Origin of the sequence: Neolewinella marina, from assembly GCF_002631205.1 — a bacterium.
GTDB classification, from domain to species: domain Bacteria; phylum Bacteroidota; class Bacteroidia; order Chitinophagales; family Saprospiraceae; genus Neolewinella; species Neolewinella marina.
On record NZ_PDLO01000003.1, the window covers coordinates 122,164 to 146,657 of the forward strand.

General features: G+C 60.9%; 16 protein-coding genes. 9 read left to right on the top strand and 7 right to left on the bottom strand.

Annotated features, from left to right (window positions below; genetic code table 11):
• Positions 1-27: 27 nt before the first annotated feature.
• A complete protein-coding gene (locus CGL56_RS08930) occupies positions 28-948 on the top strand; it encodes a hypothetical protein (protein ID WP_099106197.1) in 921 nt (306 codons plus the stop codon).
• Here CGL56_RS08930 and CGL56_RS08935 read toward each other — a convergent pair whose 3' ends face one another.
• Together CGL56_RS08935 and CGL56_RS08940 are read right to left on the bottom strand one after the other, a co-directional pair.
• A complete protein-coding gene (locus CGL56_RS08935; RefSeq protein ID WP_099106198.1) occupies positions 949-2,382 on the bottom strand; it encodes a DUF5106 domain-containing protein in 1,434 nt (477 codons plus the stop codon). It lies immediately after the preceding gene.
• Between the two features lie 53 nt (positions 2,383-2,435).
• Positions 2,436-3,167 carry a 5-oxoprolinase subunit PxpA gene (locus tag CGL56_RS08940; RefSeq protein WP_167641574.1) on the bottom strand — a complete coding sequence of 244 codons (732 nt, stop codon included), beginning with the start codon at positions 3,165-3,167 and terminating at the stop codon, positions 2,436-2,438.
• Between the two features lie 106 nt (positions 3,168-3,273).
• On the opposite strand from CGL56_RS08940, the gene CGL56_RS08945 reads away from it, so the two are divergent.
• From CGL56_RS08945 to CGL56_RS08965, 5 genes are all read left to right on the top strand, one after another.
• Positions 3,274-4,659, top strand: a complete 1,386-nt coding sequence (locus CGL56_RS08945) for a Gfo/Idh/MocA family oxidoreductase (RefSeq protein WP_099106200.1) — start codon at positions 3,274-3,276, stop codon at positions 4,657-4,659.
• 107 nt (positions 4,660-4,766) lie between these two features.
• Positions 4,767-5,450 carry a uracil-DNA glycosylase gene (gene ung, locus CGL56_RS08950; protein WP_099106201.1) on the top strand — a complete coding sequence of 228 codons (684 nt, stop codon included), beginning with the start codon at positions 4,767-4,769 and terminating at the stop codon, positions 5,448-5,450.
• A gap of 53 nt (positions 5,451-5,503) precedes the next feature.
• A complete protein-coding gene (locus CGL56_RS08955) occupies positions 5,504-6,121 on the top strand; it encodes a hypothetical protein (RefSeq protein ID WP_143470668.1) in 618 nt (205 codons plus the stop codon).
• 18 nt (positions 6,122-6,139) lie between these two features.
• Positions 6,140-7,417: a phosphoribosylamine--glycine ligase gene (purD, locus tag CGL56_RS08960; RefSeq protein WP_099106203.1), complete on the top strand. Its 1,278-nt coding sequence runs from the start codon at positions 6,140-6,142 to the stop codon at positions 7,415-7,417.
• Positions 7,414-8,610: a putative sugar nucleotidyl transferase gene (locus CGL56_RS08965; RefSeq protein ID WP_099106204.1), complete on the top strand. Its 1,197-nt coding sequence runs from the start codon at positions 7,414-7,416 to the stop codon at positions 8,608-8,610. Before purD ends, CGL56_RS08965 begins: the two co-directional genes overlap by 4 nt.
• Here CGL56_RS08965 and CGL56_RS08970 read toward each other — a convergent pair.
• A complete protein-coding gene (locus CGL56_RS08970; protein WP_099106205.1) occupies positions 8,592-9,506 on the bottom strand; it encodes a CPBP family intramembrane glutamic endopeptidase in 915 nt (304 codons plus the stop codon). The two genes, CGL56_RS08965 and CGL56_RS08970, sit on opposite strands and share 19 nt — an antisense overlap.
• A 62-nt stretch (positions 9,507-9,568) precedes the next feature.
• Here CGL56_RS08970 and CGL56_RS08975 point away from each other — a divergent pair, with 62 nt between their 5' ends.
• Positions 9,569-11,548: a glycosyltransferase family 2 protein gene (locus tag CGL56_RS08975; RefSeq protein ID WP_099106206.1), complete on the top strand. Its 1,980-nt coding sequence runs from the start codon at positions 9,569-9,571 to the stop codon at positions 11,546-11,548.
• On the opposite strand, the gene CGL56_RS08980 is transcribed toward CGL56_RS08975, so the two are convergent.
• Entirely contained in the window at positions 11,532-16,394 is a 4,863-nt protein-coding gene (locus CGL56_RS08980) for a translocation/assembly module TamB domain-containing protein (RefSeq protein WP_099106207.1), read from the bottom strand. The genes CGL56_RS08975 and CGL56_RS08980 overlap by 17 nt on opposite strands.
• A gap of 102 nt (positions 16,395-16,496) precedes the next feature.
• Positions 16,497-17,630, bottom strand: coding sequence for a hypothetical protein (locus CGL56_RS08985; RefSeq protein WP_143470669.1), 1,134 nt, complete (start codon positions 17,628-17,630; stop codon positions 16,497-16,499).
• Positions 17,631-17,803: 173 nt separating this feature from the next.
• Between CGL56_RS08985 and lepA the strand changes: the two genes are divergently transcribed.
• Together lepA and CGL56_RS08995 are read left to right on the top strand one after the other, a co-directional pair.
• Positions 17,804-19,591 (top strand): translation elongation factor 4, encoded by a 1,788-nt coding sequence (gene lepA, locus CGL56_RS08990; protein WP_099106516.1) that lies wholly within the window; start codon positions 17,804-17,806, stop codon positions 19,589-19,591.
• A gap of 104 nt (positions 19,592-19,695) precedes the next feature.
• Entirely contained in the window at positions 19,696-22,233 is a 2,538-nt protein-coding gene (locus CGL56_RS08995) for a transglycosylase domain-containing protein (RefSeq protein WP_099106209.1), read from the top strand.
• 21 nt (positions 22,234-22,254) lie between these two features.
• Here the strand turns inward: CGL56_RS08995 and CGL56_RS09000 are convergent, their stop codons facing one another.
• Both CGL56_RS09000 and CGL56_RS09005 read right to left on the bottom strand, forming a co-directional pair.
• Positions 22,255-23,400 carry a hypothetical protein gene (locus tag CGL56_RS09000; protein ID WP_099106210.1) on the bottom strand — a complete coding sequence of 382 codons (1,146 nt, stop codon included), beginning with the start codon at positions 23,398-23,400 and terminating at the stop codon, positions 22,255-22,257.
• Complete coding sequence (locus CGL56_RS09005) at positions 23,397-24,473, bottom strand: glycosyltransferase (protein ID WP_099106211.1); 1,077 nt, start codon at positions 24,471-24,473, stop codon at positions 23,397-23,399. The genes CGL56_RS09000 and CGL56_RS09005 overlap by 4 nt, the downstream gene beginning before the upstream one ends.
• Positions 24,474-24,494 lie beyond the last annotated feature (21 nt).

A 24,494-nucleotide genomic window follows, 5' to 3' on the forward strand; every position in this document is an offset into this window, starting at 1 on the left:
TTTAGCAACGGAATCAATCCCCCAGCCATGCCGCTCTTCAACGACCTTAAACGGATTTTCTTCGGTGCCAAATCGGTCGCCAAACACCAGGCGTCCCGCGCCGGCGAGAAAGCCCGGGAGGCCGGTGACGAACTGGCGGAACAGGGCGACGAGCTGCTCGATCTCACCAGGCGCGCCGCCGGAGAATTCGTAGCCCGCGCGCCGGAATTCATCGACCGCGGTAAGCACGCCCTCAGTGACCTCGGCGACGCCGTCTGGAAAGAAGAGCCGGCCGAGGACGAATTGACGGATACTCCACCTGCGCCCGCCGGCAACCGGAAAGCCAAGGACATCATCGATGAGGAGCTCACCTTCGGCAACCTGAACCTGACGCCCGAAGCCGATGCCCCCAAGTCCGGAAGCGTCGACTTCGAGGCGGACCTGCTGGAAAGCGAGCCCCCCAGCCCCAAGCCGCCCTCTGCCTTCCGGCAGGCTGCCGATGCCGGACTGGACGCCGCGGCCCAGGCTGGACTGAAAGCCAAAAAGGTGGCCGAAGACGTAGGAGATGATTTCCTGAACCGGGCTGCCGAAACCGGTGCCCGACTGAAGGGCAAGGCGGATGCCTTCATCGAGCACGCCAACCGGGAAGCCGAACGCATGAAGGCGGAAGAAGCCGCCCAACAGGCCAAAGCCGCCGCCGAACAGGCCGCCGCCCGCGCCCGTGCCTTCGACAACCGGGAAGGGGAGCGCGACGACGCCAAATCCACGCTCAGCGGCACCGACTCCTTTTTTGATCGCGCCGACCGCTTCGCCCGCGGCGACTACCATAACGAAGGGGGCAAGGACATGCGGATTTTGGACGATCCGGACTACCAGCCCCGCAAGAAGGGGGACCGCATCGCGGGCTTCGAAGACCACGACGGCGACGGCGACAGCCTCATCGACGACGCGGAGATCGAAGAGGATTAATTAAAGCCCCTCGACCTGGCGTTGCCGGGCGCGGGCAATGGCTCCGTCAAGATCCGCCGGCTCGATGTTCTTGGCAATGATGGTCCGGTCCTGGTTCAGCAGGTAGATTTCCGGCGTGTGGTCGACGAAGTAGGTCTTGTACACCGCCTCGTTGGTGGGGTCGTAAACGTTGGTCCAGTCCTGCAGCCCGAAATTACGTACGAAGCTTTTCCATTTGTCCTCCGTCGTATCCAGGGCGAGGGCGTATACGGAGGCCTGCTTCCGGTTGTTCTGGTACCACTTCAGCAGCTTCGGAGTTTCCTCGATGCAGTGGTCGCATTCCGGGTTATAGATGTACACCACGATGAAGGGAGCGGTTTCCGCGTAGATCTCCCGGGGGCGACCGTTGAGGTCATTCACGCGGAGGTTCGGCCCGGGCTGTCCGAGCAGGCTGTGGGCCATCATGTCGGCCTGGTCTTGCAGTCCGTACACCGTCATGCTGTCCGTCCAGAAGGCACGGTCGCGGGTGAAGTAGTTCTGGATCATGTGGACATAGACCGCCTCGGGGTCCATGACGGCCGGTGAACCCGGCTGATACTCCCGGGTGATGAAGTTGGCGAAGAAGCGATAGTATTCCGGATGCTCCATCACCTGGCCGAGCAACTGGTCGGCGGCCGCGCGGATGGAGTCGGAGTGCTGGGGGGTAAGCTCGGTGATGTACCGGCGCAGTTTATTGGCGATGGCCGGGGTGCGCAGGAGCCGTTCGTCGGTGAAGTCAACGCCGTTCCAGAAATCCTCGCGGTAAGCGGACACCTCCGCCCGTTTGTCGCGGCTTCCGTCGGCGGCGCGCAGGTTCCGCAGGGGAGGGTTCTGGGCCGCCCGCTGGAAGGCGGTGAAGAAGGCCTCGGGGTGCGCTTCGTACGTTTTCGCGTAGAAGGCATTCAGGTCGGTCAGCAACTGGTCGCGCTCCGTGGCCACCTGCTGGTATTCCGGCTGCTCGGGGGAGAGGGTGCTGATCAGCTGATTCATGGCCGCCAGTGGGGTGCTGATCTTCTTTTCGTAGCGGATGCTTTCGTACAACAGGCGGTTGTCCACGCTGCCCTCCACTTCCAGCATCTCCACCGGGGTTGTCCGCTTACCGCTGATGGTGAAGGACTGGTCCTGATCCAGCAGGAAGGGAACCGCGACCTGGTCGGGGAAATAAGCGTAGTAGTAACCGGTTTCGTAGGGCGTGTCCCGTTCGAAGTGAACGCTGCCGTCGGAGGATACGACCGCCGAATCCACCCGGTACTGCTGGTCCATATACTGCCCGATCAGCAGGACGGTGCCAGAGGTAGCCCCCTCGAGGGTGATCGTCACGTCGGGGGATTCCGCGGAGCCGACGTTCGCTTGTTCCCCGCCGGAGCAGGCGGTGAACAGAATAGAAAGGACAAAAAGGAACAGGCAGCTGCGCATACTTGGGGAATTGGGGGCGCAAAGCTACGGTTCCGGGGGCAGCCCGGAGAAAATCAGGCCCTTTCCGTCCGGTCGAGGACCATGCGGACGGCCCGGGCGCGGTCTACTGCACCGGGATGATCCCCGTGCAGACAAAGGGTACGGACCCGCAGCGGGTACCGCTGGCCGTCGCTGGCCATCACCCGTCCTTCCCGCAGCAATGCACGGGCCTGTTCCGCGGCCTCGGCCGGGTCGTCGATGGAGGCGCCCGGGAGGTCCCGCGAGCGTAGCCGCAGGTCGGGCTCGTAGCGGCGGTCCACGAAGCCCTCGGCGTAGAATTGCAGCCCCGCCATATCGGCCGCGGCGGACAGTTCACCCCCCGGAGGGCCGTAAAGGGTAGGCACCTGCAACTGTTCCATCACCTGGACAATGGCGGCCGCCGCCGGCCGGTGACGGTCCGCATAGTGATACAGGGCACCGTGGGGCTTGAGGTGGGTCAGTGAGCTCCCGGCGGCCCGTACCATGCCGTCTAGGGCGCTTACCTGGTAGAGCAGCAGCGCCCGCAGGTGGTCCACGGGGAGGTCCAGGCTGCGCCGGCCGAAATGCTTGCGGTCGGGAAAGCTGGGGTGGGCCCCAATGGCTACCCCGTGGCGGAGCGCCAGATCAATGGCGCGCACCATCGTCAGGGCATCCCCACCGTGAAAGCCACAGGCGACGTTGCAGGCATCCAGGAAGGGCATCAGCCCGGTATCGTCGCCCACCTTGCGGGCATACCAGGATTCGCCAAGGTCTGCGTTGAGTTCCATAAATTGGTAATCTAATAACCCGGCCAAAATTAAATTGCATGGCACCCGCGGCAGCGCCTTGTAAATCGATTGTAATTTACTAACTTGACCACACAAAAGACGATTCATGCACCGAAGAACATTTTTGAAATCCGGCACTTTGCTGACGGCCGCCCTGGCCACGAGCCAGGCCAGCGCCTTTGCGTTGTGGAAAAACAACGAACAGAAACGGGTGGTCCTGGTGGGCACCGGAATCCGGGGCAGCTCCCTCTGGGGCCGCAACCTGGTGGAGAATTACGGCGAGCAGGTCAAGTTCGTGGGCCTGTGCGACATCAATCCCGGACGGGTAGCCTTCGTGAAGGGCGCTATGGGAGTGGATTGCCCCACCTTCACCGACTTCGACAAGATGATGAAGGAGACGAAGCCCGGCTGGGTGATCGTCACGACCATGGACTCCACCCACGATGAATTCATCATTCGGGCCATGGAGCACGGCGCCAACGTCATCACTGAAAAGCCGATGACGACCACGGCGGAGAAGGTGCAGGCCATTCTGGAAGCGCAGCAGCGCACCGGCCGTAAGGTATTGGTCACCTTTAACTACCGTCACTCCCCCCACAACACCGCCCTGAAGCAACTGCTGCACGACAAGCGGGTAGGGGAGATCACCAGCGTGGACTTCAACTGGTACCTCAACGTCCACCACGGCGCGAGCTACTTCCGCCGGTGGCACGCCTACCAGGAGAACAGCGGATCACTGTGGGTACACAAGGCCACCCACCACTTCGATCTGCTGAACTGGTGGGTCAACGCCAAGCCGGTAGCGGTGACCGCCATGGGAGCCCTGGAGCACTACGGCAAGAACGGTCCCTTCCGGGGGGAATCCTGCCGGACCTGTCCCCACAAGAACGAATGCCCCTACTTCTGGGACATCACCAAGAACGAATACTACATGGACCTCTACGTGGACAACGAGGAGTACGACGGGTACATCCGCGACAGCTGCGTCTTCCGGGAGGACATCGACATCTACGACAAGATGAGCGCCCAGATCCTGTACGACAACGACGTAGTGGTCAACTACAGCCTGACCACCTATTCCCCCTACGAGGGCTACCGCATCGCCTTTAACGGCCACGACGGCCGCATCGACTCCTGGGAGGACATCCCCTTCCAGAAAGGAGAGTACAGCAAGGAGGAGCAGGCGTCGTTGCACAGTGACGAGATGACCTTCAAGACCGAGGAAGTGCCGACGGAATTCCACGAGATCATCGTGCACGAGAATTTCGAGCCGAATTTCGAAAGCATCAAGGTGCCGAAGTACCGCTACGGTCACGGCGGCGGCGACCGCCGCATGCTGGATTACCTCTTCGTCAATCCGGACGCGGCCGACCCCCTGGGTCACATGGCCGGCACCGAGGACGGGGCCTATTCGGTCCTCATCGGCGTGGCCGCCCGCAAAAGTATCGAAGAAGGCCGGACGGTGCGTATCGACGAGCTGGTCAAGGTCTAGCACGACATTCAGCGCTATACACCGCCAGGAAAAATGAACGGTGTGCCGGGGCGGCGGGAACATTTTCCCGTCGCCCCGATTTATTTACCGTCACCCAAACCCCCACTATGTCCGCCACCAACGTGCAGATTGAACCTTCCTGGAAAGCAGCCCTCGCGGAAGAATTCTCCAAGCCCTACTTCCGTACCCTCATCGGGTTCATCAAGCAGGAAAAGGCGGACGGGAAAACCATCTACCCCCCTGGATCCCTCATTTTCAATGCCTACAATACCACCCCCCTGGACCAGGTCAAGGTGGTCATCCTGGGGCAGGACCCCTACCACAACCCTGGGCAGGCCATGGGCCTCAGTTTCAGCGTGCCCCGCGGCGTAACCCCGCCACCGAGTCTCCGCAACATTTACCGCGAGATCGAGGACAGCCTCAATATTCCGGTACCCGGCCACGGTGACCTGACCCGCTGGGCCGAACAAGGCGTGTTTTTGCTTAACGCCATGCTTACCGTGGAGAAGAACCAGCCGGGCAGCCACAAGCGTTCCGGCTGGCAGTACTTCACCGACGCCAGTATCCAGGCCGTAAGCGACCGTACGGAGCACACCGTCTTCATGCTCTGGGGGGCGTTCGCCCGCAAGAAGGCGGAGCTGATCGACGCCAGCCGCCACCTGGTGCTGGAGAGTGCCCACCCGTCTCCCTTCTCCGCCGACAAGGGCTTTTTCGGCAACCACCACTTCAAACAGGCCAACGAATACCTGGAGGCCCACGGTAAAACGCCCATCGACTGGCGCCTCGAGTAGCCGTGGCGCGCTACATTTGCAAAAAATTGCAGTTGCGCTACCTCCTTCCTCTCATGCTATCCGGTCTGATGTCCTGCGGACCCGCGGAACCCACCCCGATCGAGGAGGTGGAGCAGGTGAGCGGTCACGTGCGCTACCAGCAGGGCGACCAGAGCCTGCTGGCCGACCTGGAACTGCCGGATTCCACCGACCGGATTCCGACCTTCCTCGGCAGCGCCATGCAGCCGGTAGGCACACTGCCCACGGACCGCTACCGCCACTACGCTACGGGGGATCTGCCCTCGGTGCTGCGGTTCGGCATCCATGACTCCGGGGGCGGGGCGGTATTCAGCTTCGTGTCCCACCCGGTGTTCATCGATTCCCTGCCGGATACCCTGTACCGCGACCAGCCCGTCAATTTTCCGGTGGCCGAGCGCGGACTGACCGAAATGGAAAGCCTGGTGCTGTTCTTTGAACCCACCGACCGCAGCACGCCGAAGCGGATTCTCGTAACCGGTCCCACGGCAACGGGAACGGTATCGCTGCCCACCTCGGCCATCGACGATATTGCGCCGGGGGATTACGAAGTGTACCTCGTCAAACAACGACTCTTTAAAGACCAAATCCGGACCCTGAGGGCCAGCATCCAAACGGAGTTCTTTACCCGTTCGGCCCCCGTCAGTGTCCAATAGCAGAAAATAGATCCATCCATGAACGTACTACTCCTGGGGAACGGCGCCCGCGAAGATGCCCTGGCCTGGCGGCTGTCCGAAAGCCCCCTCTGCTCCGAACTCTACATCGCCCCCGGAAACGCCGGCACGGAGCGCCGGGGTAAGAACCTCCCCCTGGATCTGACCGACTTCAGTGCCATCCGGCAAGCCGTGCTTGACCTCAACGTCAAGCTGGTCATCTGTGGTCCGGAGGAGCCCCTGGTACGCGGACTGCGCGATTACTTCCGCACCGACGACCGGCTGAAGACGGTCTATTTCATCGGACCCAGTCGGGAAGCCGCCCGCCTGGAGGGCAGCAAGGCCTACGCCAAGGCGTTCATGGAAGAGTACGACATCCCCACGGCCGGCTACCGGCGCTTCACCGCTGATGACCGCGAGGAAGCCGCTGACTACCTGGACACCCGTACCCCCCCGATCGTGCTAAAGGCCGACGGCCTCGCCGCCGGCAAGGGGGTAGTAATCCTGAACGACCGCGGCGAAGCCAAACGCGAACTCTCGGCCATGCTCGACGGCAAGTTCGGTGATGCCAGCTCCACCGTGGTGGTGGAGGACTTTCTGGACGGCATCGAGTTCTCCGTTTTCGTCCTGACGGACGGCTCGAGCTATCGCATTCTCCCCGTGGCCAAGGACTACAAACGCATCGGGGTGGGGGATACCGGCCCCAATACCGGCGGCATGGGCAGCGTAAGTCATCCGCCCTTCGTGGATGCCGACCTGATGCGCAAGGTGGAGCAACGCATCATCCAGCCCACCCTGCACGGCATCCAGGCGCGGAAACTGGATTACCGCGGCTTCATCTTCTTTGGCCTCATTGCCGTGGACGGTGAGCCCTACGTCATCGAATACAACTGCCGCATGGGCGACCCGGAAACGCAGACGGTAATGGCCCGGCTGCAGTCCGACATCATGAGCCTGCTCCTGGAAACCGTGGAAGGTGACCTCAGCACCGCGGTCATTCGCATGGACGACCGCCAGGCCGCCACCGTCGTCCTGGTCAGCGGAGGGTACCCCGGCCCCTACGAAAAGGGCAAGGCGATCAGCGGACTGGAAGACATCCAGGATAGCATGGTCTTCCACGCCGGCACCCGCCGCAAGGGCAAGGAGGTCGTAACGGACGGAGGAAGGGTGCTTTCCGTCACCAGCTACGGCGATACCCTGGCTGAGGCCCTCGAAAAAAGCTATGCGAATGCCCGGCGCATCACCTTTGAAGGCGCCAATTTCCGCTCCGATATCGGTTTTGACCTGGAGACGCGATGAAGGTAGTTCTGTTCGATTCCCCGATCCGCCAGGCGCTGTTGCCCCTCACCTACAACCGACCGGTGGGCGACCTGCGCCTGGGGATGCTGACCATTGGAGAGAAGTGGTCGCGGCTGCTCGACCGTGGCGTGGCCTATCATACCCAGGCTTATCTGCAGGCTGACTATCCGGTTGAGCCGGGAGAGGATAACCTGCTGATCGATGGATCCTTGTTGCCATCGGATGGCCTGCTGGAGTATATCCGTGATCTGCCTACCAACTCCCGGTATACCCTGGATGGGCAGGTAGTGTTGGCGAGGCTGGATGCCCGGAATGCCACTTCCTTCCTGGAGGACCAGCAAGCTGCAGTTGGTGATACTGCTGAACTGGAATTCCCGGTCGTGCGCGTCACCCGTCCTGCCGATCTCTTCCTGCTCAACGATATGGCGCTCCGCGAGGATTTCCAACTGCTCACCCGCGGCCGGACCTCGACGCCGCTTTCTCCGACCAATACCCTGATCGGCCCCGCCGACCAGCTCTTTATCGAGGAAGGCGTAAGCCTAGAAGCCTGCACTATCAATGTCACTTCCGGCCCAGTCTATTTTGGTCGGGATTCGGTGATCCTGGAGGGCTGCCTGCTGCGGGGACCGGTGGCGACGGGCGCGGGTGCCGTGCTGAAAATGGGGGCCAAGGTGTACGGTGCGACCACCATCGGTCCCTACTGCAAGGTCGGTGGCGAGGTGAACAACGTAGTCTTCTACGCTAACAGCAACAAGGGGCACGAAGGCTTCCTGGGGAACGCCGTGGTGGGGGAGTGGTGCAACATTGGCGCCGACACCAATGCCTCCAACCTGAAGAACGATTACGGGGAAGTGAAGGTGTGGTCGTACGCCGCCGGCGCGCGGGTGCCCACGGGACTGATGTTTCACGGGCTGATCCTGGCCGACCACGCGAAGGTGGGCATCAATACCATGTTGAATACGGGCAGCGTGGTCGGCTTCTCCGCCAACGTATTCGGGGCGGGCTTCCCGCCTGCCTTCCTGCCCTCCTTCACCTGGGGTGGAGCAGAAGGGCTGCAGACCTACCGCCTCGACAAAGCCATTGCCACGGCGGAGCGCATGATGGAACGGCGCGGCAAGCGATTCACCCCACGCGATCGCGAGCGGTTCGAACAAATTTTTTCCGCCAGTGAGCGCTACCGCCAGTCGCTCTGATCAGTAGGCGGGGGCACCGCCGGAAGCGCCGCCAACCGGCGTTCGGACCTGACAATCAGGTAGGTGACGGCCACCAGGCTAAGTAAACCGGCAATCAGCAGGGGAACCCAGGGGGCATCCATTTCGGTGTCCGCGGTGAACTCCCCGGACCAGTAGGTAGACACTACCTGGCTGCCGTTGAAAAGCAGGTGCAGGAGGATAGGGATCCACAGGGAGCCCGTCCAGCGATACGCGTAACCCAGCAAGGCACCCAGCAGCAATCGCGGCACGAAGCCGGCAAATTCAACATGGATGGCGCTGAAGATGGCCGCGGCGGCCCATACGGCGGCGTGGCCTCCCATGATGCGGGTCAGCAATTGCCCCTGGAGCAGCCCCCGGAACATCAGCTCTTCGCAGAGGGCAGGCACTACCGCTACGGTCAGCAGGGCCATGAGGAGTTCAGGCGGAGTTTCAAACGTCAGGATGCTGGCCAGCATGGAATTGCCGGTGGCTTCGGACCGGTCCATCCACTCCGGAAGGTCGAGTTGCAAGTTAAGGTAGGCCCCCAGGGCGATCAGTGGCAGGCCGACGACGAAAGTCAGCAGGGCAGGGGAGACGAACCGCGGACGGGGTGGGGTGACCAGGCCGGCCGCCCGCCCCCAGTCGGCACCAAAAGCGAGTGAGAAGGCCAGCAACGCCGACAGCCCCCAGGTTCCGAGGTTGTTGATGAGGAGCAGCAGCCGGAGCTGCTGGCGTTCACTTACTTCGGTCAGGGCAGCCGTTGCTTCGCCGAGGGGCAGGGCGTACTGCTGCGCCAGCAGGAAAACGACGCCGTTGGTGATGATCAGCAGGGCCACCATGCTGAATACCGTGTACAAGAATAGGCGGAAGCCGCTGACGGGGCGATTGGGGAGCATAATTTCGGTTGGTCACTATATAACCCTTCGGGCGGCAGAAGTTTGCGTTCTACCTTTACGCCGTGCAGCTCTCCATCGTCATTGTCAGCTACAACGTCCGGTATTTTCTGGAGCAGTGCCTGCTGAGCGTAGAGCGGGCCACCGCCGGGATGGAGACCGAGACCTGGGTGGTGGACAACCACTCCGCCGACGGTTCGGTAGAAATGGTACGCCGCCGCTTCCCCTGGGCGCGGGTGATCGCCAACGATCGCAACCCCGGCTTCTCGGTGGCCAACAACCAGGCCCTGCGGCAGGCCCGGGGGAAATACCACCTCCTCCTCAATCCGGATACCCTGGTGGAGGAGGATACCTTCCGACGCTGCTACGCCTTCGCGGAAGCGCATCCTGACCTCGGTGGCCTTGGCGTGCGCATGATTGACGGTAGCGGGCGCTTCCTGCCGGAAAGCAAACGCGGACTGCCCACGCCCTGGGTAGCGTTCACCAAGGCCTTCGGTCTGGCCCGGCTGTTCCCCCGTTCCCTGCGCTTCAACCGCTACCACCTGGGCTATTTGGCCGAGGATGAAACCCACGAAATCGAGGTGCTGGCAGGTGCCTTCATGTGGATGCGGGCGGCGGCCCTGGAAAAAGTAGGGCTGCTCGACGAGGCTTTTTTCATGTACGGGGAGGACATTGATCTTTCCTACCGGCTAACTCAGGGCGGCTACCGCAATTACTACTACCCGGGCACCAGTATCATCCACTACAAAGGGGAAAGCACTAAACGAGGCAGCCTGAACTACGTGCGGGTCTTCTATCAGGCGATGGTCATCTTCGCCCGTAAGCACTTCGTAGGCCCCGGAGCATGGTGGCTGGTGCTGATGATGCGGCTGGCGATCTACCTCCGTGCCCTGCTGACGGTGGTCGCCAATGCCTGGCAGCGACTCCGCTACCCCCTGCTGGACGCCGCCGGGATGTACCTGGGCCTGCGCTTGCTGAAGCAACTCTGGGCGGCCTACCACTTCGGGGATCCGAAATATTTCCCCGAGTATATCGACTACCTCCACCTGCCGGCCTACACCGTGCTCTGGACGGGCAGCATCTTCCTGGGGGGCGGTTACGACCGGCCACATGATTACGGCCGTCTCCTGAGCAGCCTGGGCATCGGTACCCTCCTGTTGCTGTCCATATACGGCTTGCTGCCCGAAGACCTCCGCCCCAGCCGGGCGCTGCTGGTGCTGGGGGCGGGCTGGGCCATTGGCTGGACCCTGCTGCTGCGGGGGGCGGCGCGACTGCTGAACCCGGGCGCCGCCGGCCCCGCCGCCGACCGCCGGCTGCTCATCGTGGGGTGGGCGGCGGAAGCCCAGCGTACCCTCAGCCTGCTGCAACGCGCCGGTGCTACCGCTCACTACATCGGACGGGTTAGCCCCGGCACCCGCGCTCCGCGCCCCTCCGACGGGGAAGATGGAGAAACGATTGGCAGGACGGATCACCTGGCGACCCTCTGCCGCCTGTACCGCGTGGAGGAAATCATCTTCTGCTCGGCGGACCTCGACATCGCGGACATCCAGGGATGGATGCGGGAACTCGGTCCCCGCATCCAGTACCGGATCCTGCCGGAAGCGAGCCGCAGCATCATCGGCAGCCACCGACCGGACCAGCGGGGTACCCTCTACACCATCGACGTCAACCTGCGCATCGACGATCCCGTCCAGCGGCGGGGCAAGTGGCTGCTGGACCGGACGCTGGCCCTGCTCCTGTTGCTGACCCTTCCCCTGAATATTTGGCTGGTCGAAAGGAAGGGAGGGTATCTGGGCAATCTCTGGAAAGTGCTGATAGCCCAGCTCAGCTGGGTGGGTTACCACCCCGGAGATCCGGAAAGGACCCTGCTGCCGGCCCTGCGCCCCGGTGTGCTCCACCCCGGGCTGGGCAGTGAGGTGTGCGCCGCCGAATCCCTCCACCACCTGAATTTGCTGTACGCCCGCGATTACGGATTGCGGGATGATCTGCGCCTCATCGGGCAGCATTTCCGTGCCCTGGGCCGTCGGCCTAACGCCGCAGGGTAGCGTCGCGCCGGAAGCCGTCGAAGAATTCGGACAGGGAGTCGAACTCCCGCTTCCAGCTCAGTCCGGTACCCACCTGCAGCCGCCGTCCGCTGGCGATGTCGGGCTGCCGCCGCTGGTAGACGCGCAGCTTCAGCGTGCGGCTGTCATTAAGGACGTACTCCAGCACCACGTCGTTGCCGATAAAGGTGCCGGTGTTGCCGCCCGCGGCGAACTGGTTGTTGAGCACGTTTACGTCGCCGCTGAGGCTGAGGCGGTTGTTGAAGTCGCGGCGGAAGGAAAACTCCACGGCCTGTCCCCGGCCAATGGTGTTTTGGTTGTTCAGGTTGGTCGTGGTGGAGTAGTTGTTGTAGGCGATATCGAAGTCGAAGCCGGAAATGAAGGCGTCTTCCCCGAAGGCGTCCCGCAGCAGGTCATTGAGCAGCAGGCTTAGGTAGGTCGAGAGCCATTCGCTGACGGTATTGACGGCCACGTCGGCCACGTTGAAGCTCAGGTCGGAAGGCAGGAACTGGCCCACGGCGATGAGGCCGAAGACCTGTCGGTTCAGCTCATTCTGGTCGAGGAGCAGCTGCCGCCGCTTGTTGTTGGCGTAATTCTCCAGCCGGCCGTCGAGGCTGGGGAAGCCAATGTCAAAGTTGATGTCGGGTTGGGTCAGGATGCCGTCGAGTTTCAGGGTCAGGTCGATATCGGTTGCCTGGCTGGCGCTCTGGGCGATGTCCGTATTACCGTCGATGGGCAAGTACTCCCGCACGAAGTTGATGATAGGGGTCTTCAGGTTCTGGTAGTCGGCCGCGATGTCGATCCGGGCGGCAAAGGGGTCGCCGGACCAGGTCACCGTACCTCCCGGTCGCACGGTGAATTCCTTGTTGACCACCCGGTACAGGGTGAAGAGGTAGTCGCCCTCGGTCAGGGTAACGGTGCCGTACATCTGGAGGTCACCGTCGCGGGGGATGCGGAGGGTCAGGTTGCCATTGCCCTGCCCCCGCAGGATATCGCCCACCTCCTCGTCGAAAATGATCTCACCGATCGCCTCGTCGGTCACCTCAATCTCCATGTCCAGACTCACGCCAGTGGGGTCGGTGGCGGACACCACCTCTTCTTCTTCCTGGTAAACGCGGCGGTCCACGAAGCGGACGTTGTCGATCGGCCCCGCGCCAGTGCCTTCAGTGACTGGAATGGAGAGTCGCGAGTCCCGCCCCACGGTGGCGCGCACGTAGATGTCCGTCTGCCGGAAATCCCCGGAGAAGTCCACGGTACCGCTGCCGATGGCCCGGCCGTAAAAGTTGGGGTTTTGGCCGGGGGCCAGGTCGAGGGCCAGGAAACGGTTGGTCCGCAGCCGGGCATTGATGCCTAGGTTCTTCAGCCGGTCGTGGGAGATGCCCCCGGTGAGCCGGGCCACGTTGTTGTAGCGGTCGAGCAGCTCGGTGCCCGCCAGGTCGAACATGGTATTGGTGATGCGCACCCGCGATTCCTCAAAGTGGTAGCGGGTCTGCAGGTAGTCGAGGGTGAAGGCACCCGCCGAGGCATCGATGTAGCCCGATACGTCGGGTTTGCCGGCCGGGCCTTCCACGTTCAGCCGGCCGTTGATCTTACCGACGATGTCCGATACCGATCCGCCCACCCAGTAACGGGCCAGGTCGAGGGGATAACCGTTCACGTCGACCGTGAGGTCCAGATAGTTGCGGCGCTGGTTCACCCGGGGCGTGGGTGAAAGGTCTCCGAGGTTGAAGGTAGCCTCGGCGATGAGCTGGGCGGTATCGCGATTGAGGTTCATGTAGGCCGTCAGCTGCCCCTTGGGGTCGGGGGCGCGGAGGTCGACCCGCAGGTAACCGTAATCGTCGCCGTTAATGAGGAAGGTATCGCTGCGGATATCGGCGCTCAATCCCTTGAGGAGGAAAACGTTGTCCACCCCGACGTGGACGTCCACTTCACCGCTGAAGTCCAGGGGCTGATAGGCCCATACCGAGTCAATCAATCCCAGGGCCATGTTCTCAAAGTTCAGGTCGAGACCCTTGTCTCCCCGCTTGGAGAGACGGATGCGGCGGTTGCCGCTGCGCAGGCTGAAGTTGCGGCTGTCGATGTACTGGGGGCCGATGACCAGGCGGTTGTCGCGGCGGATGGCCCAGGGTTCCTGGAAGAGGATGAGGTCGGAATCGTCGAAACGGATGGCGTAGTTGGCCGTGTCCGGCAGGGTGATCTCCCCGTTGAGGTTCAGCTTCTCCAGAAAAAGACCACCGGCACCCCCGTAGTTGATGCCGAAGTTGATGGTATCCTGGTCGATCAAACTCAGTAGGGTGAGCTGATCGAGCATCGGCTTACCGTTGACCAGGGTGCTGTCGATCACCAGGTCCAGTTCTCCTTCCGATTCCCGGCCCTTGGTCCGGACGATCAGGTCGACCAGGGATATATTGTCGAAGGAAAAGCGGGGCGCGAGCAATTCCGCCTTCAGCTCGTCGCGGAAACCGTCGTAACTGCCCGTCAGGTGGACGTCGACCAGGGGGCCAAGCTTGGGGTTGATCAGCCGGTTCAGCCCCTTGGAGTCAATGACCGTAAGGTCAAAGCTGAACTTGTTGTCCTCGGGGATGCTGCGCGGGGGCTTGATGTTGAGCCGGCGGGCCCAGCCGGGATAGAACTCCACCAGGTAGTGGGTAAGGCTGGTGGTAACGTCGTTGAGGTCAAAGCGGCCGATGATTTCACCCTCCGCCACGTCGCTTTCCAGTTTGACCACCTTTTGGCCTTCCTCGTTGAAGTTGGAGTAGGCCAGCAGGCTGCCGATGTTGATCACCGCCGTATCCCGTACGACGCGGAAGCTGTCGAGTTCCACCCGGCCCTCCATATCGCTGAAGACGGTATTGATCACGTTCAGGTCCACCTTGCCCGACAGCACGACGAGGCGCTCACTCAGGTTCAATGCCTGGAGGTCGACGCGGTCGATGTCGGCGTTGAAGTCGAACACTGGTACACTGTCGCGGAAATCCAGCTCACCGAGGAAGTAGAGGTCGATGTTCTCATCCGCGATTTCGAAGCTCCCGTTGAAGAACTGCTGCTCCAGCCGGCCGCTGATCCGGGCGTTTTCGTAGACGTAGCCCCGGAAGCCCAGCCGCTCGATGGTGGCCGTTAGGTTGGCGCTGGCGGACTCGGCCAGCAAGCCCACCCCGTCGTCGATAGAAGCGGAGAAGTCGACCATCCCCAACTGGGGGGTATCGGTCCAGCGGCCCAGGTCAAAATCGTTCAGGGTCAGCGATCCACTGTATTCGGCGCGGGTGGAGCCATTCTCGATGTCCATGCGCATATCCATCTGGGCCCGACCGAGTTCGGTGCGCAGGTTGCCCTTGGCCGCGAAGTCGGTAAAGAAGCCGTCGAACTGCCCGTCGAAGTTCAGCCGGCCCAGCTTGTTGAAGTTCTGGGGCAGGTTGAGGCGGGGGATGAGCCGGCGCAGGGTGCCGACGCTGGTGGTCAGCGCATCCAGTTTCAGGTTCAGCGCCTCGGACCCGGGCAGGGCCAGGTTGCGGCTGCTGAAACTGCCGGCGAGAAAGTTGCGGTCATCGAGGCCGAGGGTGACGTCCTCGGCGCGGAGGTTGTTGACGCGGCCGGTGAAGGCTCCGCCCAGCTGGATGCTGCGGTCCTGGTTCTCGCGGAAAAAGGGGTTGAACCTCAGTTTGCGGGCGAAGTAGAGCAGGTCGCGCACCGCCAGGGTGCTGGGTTGCAGGCCGATTTCCATCCGCACCCGGTTGTTGAAGTCGGCCCAGCTTTCCCATCCCCCGGGGAAGGTGAAGCTCAGGGAATCCGAAAGGCTGCTGGCCGGCGTGGTCAGAACCAGGTCGTTCAGGACCAACTCGGTGGGTGTCACGCGGAGTTCTTCCACGCTGAGGCGATTCAGCACGAAGCCACTGCCTTCCTCCAGGCTCAGGTGCTCCAGGGTGGCTTCGAGTTCACCGTTTGCGTAGTCGATCCCGGTCAGCTCCAGGTCGATGTCCCGCGTGGCGAGCCGGGCGAAGTCGATGGCGCTCAGGTCGCTTTCTTCGATAGGACCTTTGCGGAAGTTGTTCAGGATGAAGGATCCCCCAATGATTTCCAGGCTGCCGGCCATCACGTGCAGGCTCACCCGGTTGCTGTCGGTGAGGGTGCTGTCCAGGCTTCGCAGCGCGGCGTCCACCTCGGGAACGGTCGATAGTGGGGTGGGGGGGATGCTCGTTTGCCGCACCACTGGGTGCATGATCTCCGCCGTTTCAATGGATATCAGTTTGTTGGGCAGGTCGAGTTCATCCAGGAATATCACCCCGGACTGCAAGCTGACGTCAAAGCGTTGCCCGCGCACGCTATCGTCCTGCACGAAGGAGATATTTTCCAGGTCCAGCCGTTCCAGGGCCAGGTTCAGCGGCTTGGCTGGTTCGTCACGGGGCGGGAACAGCCGCTCAAGGGCGGTCTCCAGGTTGGTTTCCGGGTCGCCCAGGTCGCGGCGGATCTTGAAGCGGGTATTGGAAATGGCCAGCTCCTCGATTTCCACCGCGTTGTTGAGCAGGGAGAGCAGGTTGAAGTCGGCCGTCAGTTCCTGACCGTACAGCAGGGTATCCCCGTACTTGTCTTCGATGAAAACGCCGCGCAGGGTTAGTTCGTCAAACCACGAAAGCCGGGCGTAGTCAATGGATACCTCGGTTTCCAGGGTACGGCTGATGTTGGCCGTCACCCGGTCCACGAGCCAGTTCTGGAAGGAGGGCAGCTGTAGCAAGCCCAGCAGGGCCACCACCACCAGTACGATCCAGATGAACAGCTTGCGCACCCGCTGCCACCACCGGCGCTTGCGACGGCGCGGTTGGGGAGCTTCGGGAACTTCGTGAACTTCTTCCATGGATTGAACTGCCGAAGGATAAACGCCACCCCCCGGCTCACTGTTTTACGGCGCCGGAGCGCAGGTGCAAGGTAGCGCGAAGCGCCGTGGCCGGCCGGTTATTCAGAGAGGAACGCGGTATCCCAGGGTAGTGACCAGCTGATTGCCGGGCCGCCGGGAAATCTGTCCGGGCAGGTACTCGTAATGCAAGCCAAGGAGCCATTTGCCCGCCCGCAGGTTGGCCCCGCCGTTTAACAGGAAGTAATTGTTGGAGAAGAAACTACGGAAGCCGGAAGCAAATGCATTGTAATTGCTCAGTCCTGCCGTAAGCTGTACGGCATATTGCTGGCTTTCTACGGCGGAGTAGCCGAGGGAAAGGTTACCGCGGATCATGGACTGTGATACGTCCGATACACCTTCCCAGCGAAAGGAGTGGTAGACGAAGTCCAGTGAGGCCAGGACGGCCAGTCGCCGGTACCCCTCGGTGAACCGGGCCATGGCCTGGTAGCCCAGGCCGGCACTGAGTTGCCGGTCGCTGAAGTCACCGTCCCGAATATCGAGGTGAAAGACCCGGGCCAGGTGCTCCAGCTGCACGCCGCCGCGGAGCCGGGAGCGATCCAGGGTCAACGAGCGATGGGGGTCGCAGTCTGCGTAAGCATCCAGTACCCGGAGGATGTCCGCATCAGCAAAGCGGGCGGTGCGCGCGAGTGCGAGCGCCGCCGGGCAATCGCGGGTGATGAATTTCAGCAGGTTGCGAAAGCGGGCCGGATTGGCGTGCAGCCTTTCGTAGACCATAATACTGGACAGCCTGAGCACCAGCTCGATATCCCCTTCCCGCAGCAGGTACAGATAAGGCTCCCCGTCCGCCGCCTGCTCGTCGTATTCTCCGGTGGACAGGGCGACCTTGATCAGTTCCACATCACCCGAAGCGAGGACCTCTCCGAAGCGGAGGCGGGGTGCGCGATTAGGTGAAGCGGCGGAGGAGGGCAGGTCAACCGCTACGGAGCGATAGTGGCGTCCCGAGCGGGCAAACTGAAAGGATATCGCCTGGTCGGGGGTGAGTGAACCACTGCTGCCGTCCGGCCGGGTAAAAGTTACCGAGCGAGCCAGCTCCTCCGGTGACGAGCGGCGCAGGTCCACCGACCACTTGGTGCCGTTGGCGAGGATCAGCCGGTCGGAGTAGCGTTCATCTACCTGCCCGCGCAGGGGAGAAAGCCACATCAGGGGCAGCAGGCAACACATTATGATTCGGGACATATCGAGTGGCGTATCGGTAGGGGCGGGTGCCATAAGATACGGGAGGCTGGGGGAAGATTCACCGTAGTTAGGCCCGACCCCAATCGTAAGCCGGCGGTCAGGAAAAAACCATCGCCGGGTATGGGTGTTCCTTATCTTTGCGCGCTTTGATCAACCGTCAACTCCCTACTGCCTTGAAGAATATCCGAAATTTCTGCGTTATCGCCCACATCGACCACGGCAAGTCTACGCTCTCCGACCGTCTGCTCGACTTTACGCAGTCCGTGGGCGAACGGGAGAAGATGGACCAGCAGCTCGACGATATGGATCTCGAGCGGGAGCGGGGCATTACGATCAAGAGCCACGCCATTCAGATGCATTACCCGCATACCGACGGCGAGATGTACACCTTCAACATGATCGATACCCCGGGCCACGTCGATTTCAGCTACGAGGTGTCGCGCTCCATTGCCGCCTGTGAAGGCGCCCTGCTGCTGGTAGACGCGACCCAGGGCATCCAGGCCCAGACGATCTCCAACCTCTTCCTGGCCCTGGAGCACGACCTGGAAATCATTCCCGTGCTCAACAAGGTGGACATGGAAACCGCCATGATCGAGGAGATGGCCGACCAGATGATCGACCTGACCGGCTGCGACCGGGAAGACATCATCCTGGCCTCCGGCAAGACCGGCATCGGGGTACCCGAAATCATGAAGGCCGTAGTGGAACGCATCCCCGCCCCCAAGGGAGACCCGGAGGCGCCGCTGCAGGCCCTGATCTTCGACTCGGTGTTCAACCCCTTCCGCGGCGTCATCGCCTATGTCCGGGTGATGAACGGCGTGCTCAGAAAGAACGACAACCTGCGCTTTATTGCCACCAAGTCCGTTTACGAAGCCAACGAGGTAGGGGCCATGGAGATCACCCCCAAACCCCAGCCCCAGATCGAATGCGGCAGTGTGGGTTATATCGTGACCGGACTGAAGACGAGCTCGGAAATCAAGGTGGGCGACACGGTCACCCTCGATGACCGGCCCGGTGAGCGACTGGGCGGGTTCGAGGAGGTGAAGCCCATGGTCTTTGCCGGTATTTTCCCCCTGGACAACGACGATTTCGAGCCCCTCCGCGACAGCCTCGAGAAGCTGCAGCTCAACGACGCCAGCCTGGTATTCGAGCCCGAAACCTCCGCGGCCCTCGGCTACGGCTTCCGCTGTGGCTTCCTGGGTATGCTGCACCTGGAAATCGTCCAGGAGCGCCTGTTCCGGGAGTTTAATATGGATGTGATCACCACGGTACCCAACGTAACCTACCGGGTTACCGACACCAAGGGCAATGTCACTGAGATCCGCAACCCCGCCGACCTGCCCGACGTGAACCACCGCGCCATGGTGGAGGAGCCGATGATCACCGCACAGATCATCACCACCACCGAATACATCGGCAGCATCATGACGCTCTGTATCGACAAGCGGGGCACCCTAACCAAGCAAACCTACCTCAGCCCGGAGCGGGTGGAACTGCACTTTATCCTTCCCCTGGCCGAGATCGTCTTCGACTTTTACGACCGGCTCAAGTCGATCTCCCGGGGTTACGCCAGCTTCGACTACCAGCCCAAGGACTACCAGGAAACCGACCTGGTGCGGATGGACATCAAGCTCAACGGAGAAAACGTCGACGCCCTGTCCGCCCTCGTTCACCGCTCCAAGGCCGAGTACATCGGTCGCGGCATGTGCAAGAAGCTGCGCGAACTGCTGCCCCGCCAGCAATTTATGATTGCCATCCAGGCGGCCATCGGGGCCAAGGTCATCGCCCGGGAAACGCTCTCCGCCATGCGGAAAGACGTTACCGCCAAGTGTTACGGCGGCGACATTTCGCGGAAGCGCAAGCTGCTCGAAAAGCAGAAGGCCGGCAAGCGGAAAATGCGGCAGTTTGGTAAGGTGGAAGTCCCCCAGAAGGCTTTCCTCGACGTTCTGAAACTGGACTAAGCCGGGAGCTTGTCTTATTTTACGGTACGCCGCTACCCGATTTCCGCGTTTTGCCTTCAGTTGTCGCGTTAATTTTTGGTGGCCCACAATAATCCACGACCGCAATGTCCAAGCTTAAGTCTTTTTTATTCGCCGGAACCGAAGGGTGGAGCCGCACGGCCCTCAAGCTTTTTTGGATTCTGGTCTTCGCCATGCCCATCGGGGTGGTATTGCTGTTTGTCGGACTGAGTTTTACGGATTTGCCCTCCGTCACCGAATTGGAGAACCCGAAGAACAACGAAGCCAGCCCGGTGCTGGCTTCCGACGGGTCGGTCCTCGGTCGCTACTTCGTGGAGAACCGGGTAATGGTTGACTTCAAGGACCTCGGCCCCCACCTCGAGGCGGCCCTGGTCAGCACCGAGGACGAGCGCTACTATACCCACAGTGGCATCGATTGGCAGAGTCTGCCCCGGGTGGTCATCAAGACGGCCATCCTGGGCCAGCAATCTTCGGGGGGTGGCTCCACCATCACCCAGCAGTTGGCCAAACTGCTGTTCACCGAGCAGGTCAGCGCCAACATCGTCGAGCGGGGCTTTCAGAAACTCAAGGAGTGGATCATCGCCGTCCGCCTCGAGCGCAAGTACACCAAGGAGGAAATCATCGCGATGTACCTCAACCGCTACGACTTCATCAACGGCGCCCAGGGCATCCGTGCCGCGGCGGAGAATTACTTCGACGGTAAGCGACCCAGCGACCTGAATGTAGAAGAGGCGGCCATGCTCATCGGCATGCTGAAGAACGCCTCCCTCTACAACCCCCTCCGCTTCCCCGACCGCACCCGCAACCGCCGCAACCAGGTGCTGGCGCAGATGGTCAGAAATAACCGTATCTCCCGCACCGAATTCGATTCCCTTTCGGCCCTGCCCCTGGGCATCAAATTTACCCGTCAGCGCCACGACGACGGACTGGCCCCCTATTTCCGCATGGTGCTCGCCGAGGAAGCCAAACGCATCCTCTCCCAGGAGCCCTACCTGAAATCCAACGGCCAGCCCTACGACATCTATCGCGACGGCCTCACCTTCTACACGACCATCGATCCGGTCATGCAGCAGCACGCCGAAGAACAGGCCGTGGCCCACATGCGGCAGCTGCAAAAGCAGTTCTTCCAGCACTGGAAGAGCCTGGACCCCTGGACATACACCAATCCTTATTCCGAGACCGAGGTGAGGGTGGACCGCCGCCAGGAAAGTCTCCAGAACGCCATCCGCCACTCCGATCGCTACCAGGCCTACCGGAACGCGATCCTCCAGCCGGTGCTCGACGCCGTCGGGGAAAAGATGGACTTCCGTTTCTCGCGCAACGACCGTGAAATCGAGCGGATGATGCAGGAAAAGGAAGAACCTGGGGCCATCGACGAGGCCGTGCGCCTCAACCTGATCTCCGAAGACTTCGCCGACCGCCACCGGAAGGTGATGCGGCTTCCGGAGTTTGCCGAGCTGGAGCGCGCCTGGAAGGAACTGCAGCGTACCGTAAAGACCGAATTTGAGAAGGAAGTCAAGATGCGGGTCTTCACTTACGACAATGACCGCATGGAAACGGACACGCTGATGACCCCCCTGGACAGCGTGCGTTACCACAAGATGATCCTGCAGATCGGTAGCATGTCCGTTGAGCCCAGCACCGGCTACGTCCGCACCTGGGTGGGGGGCAGCAATTTCAAGTGGTTTCAGTACGATCACGTCACCACCAAGCGGCAGGTAGGCTCGACCTTCAAGCCGTTCATCTACGCGGCCAGCATTGACCTGCGTGGCATCACCCCCTGCCAGCGGGTACTCGACCAGCCCGTCACCATCGCGCCGGGCGACGGCAATTTCCACCTGAACAAACCCTGGACCCCCCGCAACTCCAACGGCGCCTACAGCTACGCCGATTACACCCTCTACCAGGGGCTGAAAAACTCCGTGAACACCATTTCGGCCTATCTGATGAAGGAACTGGCCAGCACGGAGCCCGTCCGCAATATGGTGGCCAATATGGGCATCCCGAAGGAGGAAATTCCGGATGCTCCGTCTATCGCCCTGGGATCGGTTGACCTCACCGTACAGCAACTCACCGGGGCCTACACCACTTTCGGAAACAATGGCGTATTCATCCGCCCTGTATTCCTTACCCGCATCGAGGACCGTACCGGCCGCGTCATCTACGAATACCTGCCCGAAGAACAGCCGGCCATCAGTCCCCAGGCCAACTACGTCATGGTCAATATGCTGTCGCGCGCCTCCGTAGGCAACCTGGGCGGCGTGGAAGGCCCCGTAGGCGGCAAGACCGGTACCACCAACGACCAGACCGACGGCTGGTACATGGGCATCACCCCCGAGCTTATCGTCGGCACCTGGGTGGGCGGCGACGACCGCTGGATCCGCTTCCGCAGCCTCGGCCTCGGCGCCGGTTCGAATATGGCCAAGCCGTTCTTCCGCCGCTTCGTCCGTGCCGCTCAGGAAGACGAAACCATCGGCTGGGATACCAGCAAGGACTGGATCAGGCCCGAAGGTGAACTCGGTATCGAAATGAACTGCGACGCCTACAACGGCGGCAACGATGACCTCCTCGAGGACGGGCAGCTCCTCTCCGACGACCCATTTGGTAACAGTCCGGATTTTTAAGGCGTGGACACGGGTTTCGGTTTATTCAGCAAGACTAGCGAGCACGGCTTTCCAGTACTCCCGCAACTGGAAATGGCTATAGTGTTCCCAGCAATTGACGGGCAATTCTCGGTTCCCTTTCGCGAAATTAATTAGGATGTGCCCCAGGTCATTGGCGCTTGAGTAAGGTATCACCGCTGGATCCTGCACTGGGTGCCAGGCTGGCAATAAAAGTGGCTTTTTAAAAAAGATGGCATCGAAGGGGGTGCCGAGTGCCTTTGTGCGTCCAATTTGTTCTTGATACCGGCCAACAGTGACGGGTGTTTTAAGGGGGGCCAAAATGAGATCGCTCTCTGCCAGTAAACGATCAAAGTCGGTCTTATTCAGGCCATTTGGGTATTTGTGAATAGTAAGGGGGCCGGTAGCCGGGTGACTAAAGGCATGTGCCAACCGGGTTTGAAACAATTGTTCCAAGGTGGGATTTCTAAAACGCCCTGCAAGATGGACGTGCATGGGGGCTTCCGATTCTGCCACGATGACCAGCGCATCAATGACAGCCTGATAGTCTCTAGTCCTTTCGGTCACGGTACCGGGGATAATTACCCTTAGCCCAGAGGAAGCCGCCGGTCGATTCAGTATTTTACAGCCGGCTTGGTAAGCGGCAAATGGAAGAACCAGATGCGGCACGGCATACAAGAAAGATTCTTTCTTTCCCTCACTTGCTAGCGCGGCGGTGGCGTAGGTAAGTGCCCCAGCGGAAGCCAGAAATCGGCGGTGTGATCTTTTGCGGATCAACGTTCGCAAGTCTTTTAACCTGTCCACTATGCGCTCGGGAGGGTGACGATACTCCTTTCGGTCAAAACAATTGTTCAGGTTGTGAAGGAGAACGGCGTAGCGCACGCGTCCCGCCAAGGAGTAAAACCACTCGGTTCGTTTGCCCAGTGTCGCTATAAAAGCTACACAAGTAGATGAAAATTGCAGCCGTTCAAGGTAGTCTGACCAGCTAAGGCAGCCTACTGGTCCGCGCAGCTCTACACCCGTAAGCGTACGACAATAGGTTGTGAGTTGATCCCGATACCAAGGATTTACGTGCACGACGATTTTAAGGTCCTCAATCGTTGCCAATATGGGAATCCATCGTTCGATGAGTTCGGTATGGTCGAAAGCTTCAATGTAGTGGAGCGTCATGGGTTGACCCGGTACAGTCCATAGAGTTGGCCAAGGTTCTGGCCTGCGTCATATCCGGCCTCCCTCAGTATCTGATGTCGTGCGGTCGTCCCTACCTTCCTGGTCGCCGAATTTTCCAGTATTGTAGAGGCCCACCTCGCCGGGGATTCCAACCCAATGAACCGGACCAAACCGAGGTTTAAGTCGATCTCTGGACTTACACGGTCGGAAACGATGGAAGAGAGACCCATGGCTTGAGATTCGACAATGACCAGAGGAAAACCTTCGTAATAGGAGGGGAGTAGTAGATGGTCGCTGGCGAACATAAGATCGGGAGTATCTTGCCGGGACCCCAGCAGCCGGACGTGGCCTGTAAGGCCCAGCTCCCGCGCTCGTTCAATAATGGCTGGACGCAGCCTGCCCTCTCCGGCGTAAATTAGCATAACTTCCTTGCCCTGAAGCCGAAGCGAGTGTAGTACTTCCAGGCTATAAAGCGGGTTTTTTTGCTGCTCTAATCTGCCCACCTGGCAAAGCAACGTGGCGGTGTCCGACACCCCGATAGATTTCCTTATTTCAGATTTTCGGTGCAGGGGCGGTGGTTCAAATTCCTGTAATGCAATTCCATTTTTCATTACGGTGAAGGGGGTTGAATTACCGTACAAGAATTGCCCTGCAGCGCGTCCGCAAGCAATACGTCCGGTAGCCAATCTCCGGGCCAGACCGATAGTTAACCCCTGGTAAAGACGGGCGAGTGGTGATAGGCGTAAATTGGGTCGGGTAACGTGCGCGTGCATGACGCGTATTTTGGTGCCGGACATCCAAGCGGCCAATAGATAGAGCCCGCTGTGGTATAGATCGTGAACGTGGATGGCCGAATACTGATGGTGGCTGGTCAAGAATGACTTGCTAAGCTTAAGCCGATCCAGCAGATTTTTCGGTTCTCGTAGGCGATGGATTCTTCCCCCGAGCTGCCTAATTTCTTCGTCATAATCGAATTGGTCATTCGAGAAGTAGAGGAAATCGAACAGCAGGCGGGACCTGTCCATACACCGGTAGAGATTCATAATCATCGTTTCAACTCCGGCCCGGTTCATTCCACCTGCGATATGCAGAAC

Bases quoted from the DNA above. Each gene is read 5' to 3' on its own strand.
- purD (WP_099106203.1), top strand. From the start codon at position 6,140: ATGAACGTACTACTCCTGGGGAACGGCGCCCGCGAAGATGCCCTGGCC.
- CGL56_RS08955 (WP_143470668.1), top strand. From the start codon at position 5,504: ATGCTATCCGGTCTGATGTCCTGCGGACCCGCGGAACCCACCCCGATC.
- CGL56_RS08940 (WP_167641574.1), bottom strand. From the start codon at position 3,167: ATGGAACTCAACGCAGACCTTGGCGAATCCTGGTATGCCCGCAAGGTG.
- CGL56_RS08965 (WP_099106204.1), top strand. From the start codon at position 7,414: ATGAAGGTAGTTCTGTTCGATTCCCCGATCCGCCAGGCGCTGTTGCCC.
- ung (WP_099106201.1), top strand. From the start codon at position 4,767: ATGTCCGCCACCAACGTGCAGATTGAACCTTCCTGGAAAGCAGCCCTC.
- CGL56_RS09000 (WP_099106210.1), bottom strand. From the start codon at position 23,400: ATGACGCTCCACTACATTGAAGCTTTCGACCATACCGAACTCATCGAA.
- CGL56_RS08985 (WP_143470669.1), bottom strand. From the start codon at position 17,630: ATGTCCCGAATCATAATGTGTTGCCTGCTGCCCCTGATGTGGCTTTCT.
- CGL56_RS08930 (WP_099106197.1), top strand. From the start codon at position 28: ATGCCGCTCTTCAACGACCTTAAACGGATTTTCTTCGGTGCCAAATCG.
- CGL56_RS08935 (WP_099106198.1), bottom strand. From the start codon at position 2,382: ATGCGCAGCTGCCTGTTCCTTTTTGTCCTTTCTATTCTGTTCACCGCC.
- CGL56_RS08970 (WP_099106205.1), bottom strand. From the start codon at position 9,506: ATGCTCCCCAATCGCCCCGTCAGCGGCTTCCGCCTATTCTTGTACACG.
- CGL56_RS08945 (WP_099106200.1), top strand. From the start codon at position 3,274: ATGCACCGAAGAACATTTTTGAAATCCGGCACTTTGCTGACGGCCGCC.
- CGL56_RS09005 (WP_099106211.1), bottom strand. From the start codon at position 24,473: ATGAACCGGGCCGGAGTTGAAACGATGATTATGAATCTCTACCGGTGT.
- CGL56_RS08980 (WP_099106207.1), bottom strand. From the start codon at position 16,394: ATGGAAGAAGTTCACGAAGTTCCCGAAGCTCCCCAACCGCGCCGTCGC.
- CGL56_RS08995 (WP_099106209.1), top strand. From the start codon at position 19,696: ATGTCCAAGCTTAAGTCTTTTTTATTCGCCGGAACCGAAGGGTGGAGC.